This is a genomic window from uncultured Succinivibrio sp., from assembly GCF_902756765.1.
Lineage (GTDB): Bacteria > Pseudomonadota > Gammaproteobacteria > Enterobacterales > Succinivibrionaceae > Succinivibrio.
Genome location: NZ_CACVSS010000131.1, coordinates 1 through 3947 on the forward strand (window position 1 = coordinate 1; position 3947 = coordinate 3947).

At 36.9% G+C, this 3947-nt stretch carries 3 protein-coding genes; all 3 read left to right on the forward strand.

Features of this window, described 5'->3' with window-relative positions; all coding sequences use genetic code 11:
• The coding region (locus tag QZU45_RS11235; protein WP_295355327.1) for a hypothetical protein at nt 1–1176 on the forward strand (1176 nt) is incomplete at its 5' end.
• Nucleotides 1177–1453: 277 nt separating this feature from the next.
• Nucleotides 1454–2350 carry a TraI domain-containing protein gene (locus QZU45_RS11240; RefSeq protein ID WP_295355329.1) on the forward strand — a complete coding sequence of 299 codons (897 nt, stop codon included), beginning with the start codon at nt 1454–1456 and terminating at the stop codon, nt 2348–2350.
• Between the two features lie 334 nt (nt 2351–2684).
• Nucleotides 2685–3560 carry a hypothetical protein gene (locus tag QZU45_RS11245; RefSeq protein ID WP_295355331.1) on the forward strand — a complete coding sequence of 292 codons (876 nt, stop codon included), beginning with the start codon at nt 2685–2687 and terminating at the stop codon, nt 3558–3560.
• Nucleotides 3561–3947 lie beyond the last annotated feature (387 nt).

The following is a 3947-nucleotide window of genomic DNA, read 5'->3' on the forward strand; positions in this document are numbered from 1 at the left end:
GGTTTTTCGATTTCTGATCCTTATGAGTTGTGTTTCGCATTATTTTATCTTTTAGATACAGGTGATGATGTGCCATGGTTGTTTAATGATGGCTTTTCTCTAATGCACTGTGTGATGAAGATGCTGCCTTGGTATGTAGACAAGACTAACTGGGATTCTGATGATTACGATGAATGGTTTTTTAGCGATCTTACTTACAATCGAAACAACTGGCTAGAGCAGAAACAGCCTGATGCGGTAAATTATTTCCATATCAAACACAAGGGAAGAAATGTAACACAGTTAATCTACGACCTTTGTCACGTTGTTCTGCCAACAGGAATGCACCCCTTTGAAAAAGACCGTCAAAGGTTTATTCAGGAAGGTATGGAGGAGGAGCTGGCCAATAAAATCACTGATTTATCTGAACAGCTTTTCTTCTCTGAATTTCAGTCGCAACAAATTGATCTTCCTGATTTTGATTTACCCCCTGATGAAGAAGAGTCAGATGACTTTGAACTTGAGAAAACTGACAGTTTAAATCATGAAGATTTTGACAAGACTGAAGACGGTGAGTGGATAAAACCTGAACCAATAGAATTGGATTTAGATGAGTTAAATGAAGAGGAAACTGAAGAAGATAGAATTGAAGATCTTACAGAGCAGGTGGTGGCTTATCAGAATGAAGTTTCTTCTTTAAAGCAGCAGCTTAAATCTCTGAAAAAAACACTTGCTGTAAGCAGACAGGAACAGCTGAACGAGAAATCAAGATATGAGCATGAACTCAAAGCTCTTCGTCTTGAACATCGTGAGCTGGCAGATCTCAGAGAGATTGTCTTCAACCAGAATTCTGACTCTGAGGCGCAGGCAAGAAGAGAAATCCTCGAAAAGACTTACAGCTACCCATATTCCACTAGAAAACGAACTGTTATCTTTGGAGGGCATGCCTCTTGGCTGAAAGTAATAAAGCCAATGCTACCAGATGTAAAATTTGTTGATGCTGACCAATATGCTTTCAATCAGGATCTTATTAGGAACGCTGATGTAGTATGGATTCAGTCAAACTGTATGGGTCATGCTCAGTTTTCTAATATTATTAGCAAGGTTAGACTGTATGGGGTTCAGCTTAGATACTTTGGTTATTCCAGTGCAGAAAAGTGCGCAGAGCAGCTGGTTACAGAAGATCTTGCTTCCTGACTTGCTCCCTACGCCTATAGAGGCAGGGGAATTCTAGCTGGGAAAGGTTAAAACAAAAGTAGGAGGTATCGTCTTCCTACCTTTTTCATTTCCTGCTAATGACATTCTATAGCTTTTTCTCAATTGCCAAAAAACTTAAGCGAAGTCTTAGAGAATGATCGGTTATCAGTCTGTGTTTAAGAAGATAGCCCCCAACCACGCATAACACCACTCTTCAGATTAGCTATCGTATTACAAATAATCTAACGATGAATTGTTTGTATATACAGTAGCTACGATGAAACTATTTAATCTGTTTGCATCATTAAAACAGGAACTTTCTGTCACTGCAGAGTCCAGGGATCCCTCCAACAGAAACACCGGTCCTATAGTAAAGATTTTCAACAATCCTGAAGATATCGAGTGGCTTTATGCCTATACGCCGGAGTCCCTGCTCGAGAGTACTGAGATAAAACCTCTTATGGATAAAATCAGACTGGCCATGGGCTCCCGTAAAGAGTACTTTGATAAATACCTGTATCCATCAATTGTTCAGGTAGCATTGTATGTGCAGAAACTGCAAGCATCAGAGAGTGCTGCCGGTAAACCTTCCAACGTGTTTGGTCATCATATTTCTGTCGGCGGCTTACTACTTCACAGTCTTGAAACCATGTATTTTGCGCTGAATGACTCCAGACTGGCGTTCTTCAATAAGGGTGTTATGCCTAAGGATAGAGACAGTAATCTTATTGCTTCCAGAATCACCTGTGGCCTCGCAGGGCTCCTGCATGATATCGGTAAGATTGATGATCCTGTCATTGTGACCTACACAGAGCTTAACGGGCAGAAGATCGAACACGTATACAGTTGTGTTGAGTCGATTCCTGACTGGCTTTCACAGGTTCATAGCCTTCCAAAAGAGAAGGTATTCTGTGATGGTATAAATCAGAATCCTCCTGTCTACCTCATCAAGTCTTGGAAGAATGGGAGAAAAGATAAACACGAGATAATTGCTCCATTCTTTTTACGCAGTTTTATTACCCGCGGAGCCTTAAAGCTTATCGCAAAAACTTCAGAGCAGCAGCTGCATAACCTTATGACAGCAATTGACTGGAGAGTTCTGTCTTTCGACTATACAAATCCACGTGACAATATTATCTATAACATCTGGTCAGTTGCCGATAAGACTCTTTAAGATTAGGATTTTTTCAGAAGAGCTATTAACCACAGTAAAGAATGATCCTAAAAATAAAGATCATTGTTTTTATAAGAAAAAATAATAAAATACTCTTCTGTGTTGAACAGTATGAGGGAGCCTTATATCTAGTTCAAGCGTATTGGTTCTTAAATTAATTCCTCGAAAGGGGACGAAAACAGGCTATCCAACTCCTTCTTAAAATGATTACAGCGATAGTTCTAAAAACTTTTCCCCGTAAGGAGACGTTTCCCTCGATTTTTCTTTCTATTGATCTTCTCTAATAATTTGTAATATTCTTTGTACCTCTAATTATTATCTTTTGGATTTCTTTATGTCAGATAGTAAAAAAATTGAAAAAGCTTTCTTAAACGGTGAATATGAACCTCTCAACTGGAGATCTGTTCACGAATGCTGGTTTCTGAACGGTCAAAGCAAAAAATGGAAGATTCGATTCTTTAAGGAGTCTCTTTATAATGTCTTTTTTGTATCTGTTATAAAGAACAATCAGGAATTTTCTGATTTTGAAAATGATTCCTCTGATTCAATATATGGAAAATGGGATGTTCTGTTAATTAAGCTATTTGGTATCAAATATTCTGTCAGAAGAAATGAAGATAATAATCTGGTAGTTTCACGAGGAATTGACTCTGCTTCTGATGAGAAGTTTCAGAATAAAACTAAGTTGATAGAGATTCAGAAGAACATTGTTAGTCAGGCTAACAATGATAAGAATCTAGGCTCAGATCAACGTATGTGTTTAAATCTTATCGTTAACAATCAGGAACTGCAGATCTCTCAGATTGCTCCTATTATTGAATGCTCAAGCTGCCGACTTGCTCTGATTTATATTCTGGCTAATGCCTATGTTTATAAACTGGATGAGTACGTTAGGCGAATCACGGTTAATCCAAATCTGGCCAATAACACCTATATTGATATGCAGAACTGGAAAACACAATATCTATATAGAAAGCCTCTTCAGATAAATCGCGTAACAGAGCTTTATTTCATGTGGGAGGATTTATATTCCTATTTCGGTATAGAGGAATCAGTCAGAGAGATGGAAGAAAAACTAAGAGAATTATCCAGATTGGAAAACAGCAAGAAAATTGACAAGCTAAACAACAGAATGCTGTATCTGACTGTTGTTGCTACTCTCACAACAATAATTTCCTGTGTCATTACTATATTACAGTTTGTTAAGTGATAAAGGGAAAAAGACTCTAGATGATTTCTGTTTTCTTGAGCGGAATGTATTTGTAGCTGTCTTTTTGTATGTAGCATCATGCAATAATTGATAGGTTTTGGATATTATTTTTGTTTTGTAAAAGTAAATATCAAGATTGAGTCTTTAAAACTTATTTTTTATTTGAGAATTACTTTTTAATTTGGCTTAAGGTCTATTTTTTTGATTATGAAAAGGTTTATACTTCATTTCATAACTAAACAGACTTCGTAATTTAGATGTAATTAACTTGTTGTTTTATCGTAATTATTTTACTAAATTCTGCCGAGTCTTTCTTTAAAAATTCGATGTATTGATTTATAAGGAAATTTTCTAAATCATTCGGAACCGTTGGTATATAAGGCTTTG

What these genes read in the sequence shown, in the direction of transcription:
- QZU45_RS11240 (WP_295355329.1), top strand. Translation starts at nt 1,454, where the DNA reads ATGAAACTATTTAATCTGTTTGCATCATTAAAACAGGAACTTTCTGTC.
- QZU45_RS11245 (WP_295355331.1), top strand. Translation starts at nt 2,685, where the DNA reads ATGTCAGATAGTAAAAAAATTGAAAAAGCTTTCTTAAACGGTGAATAT.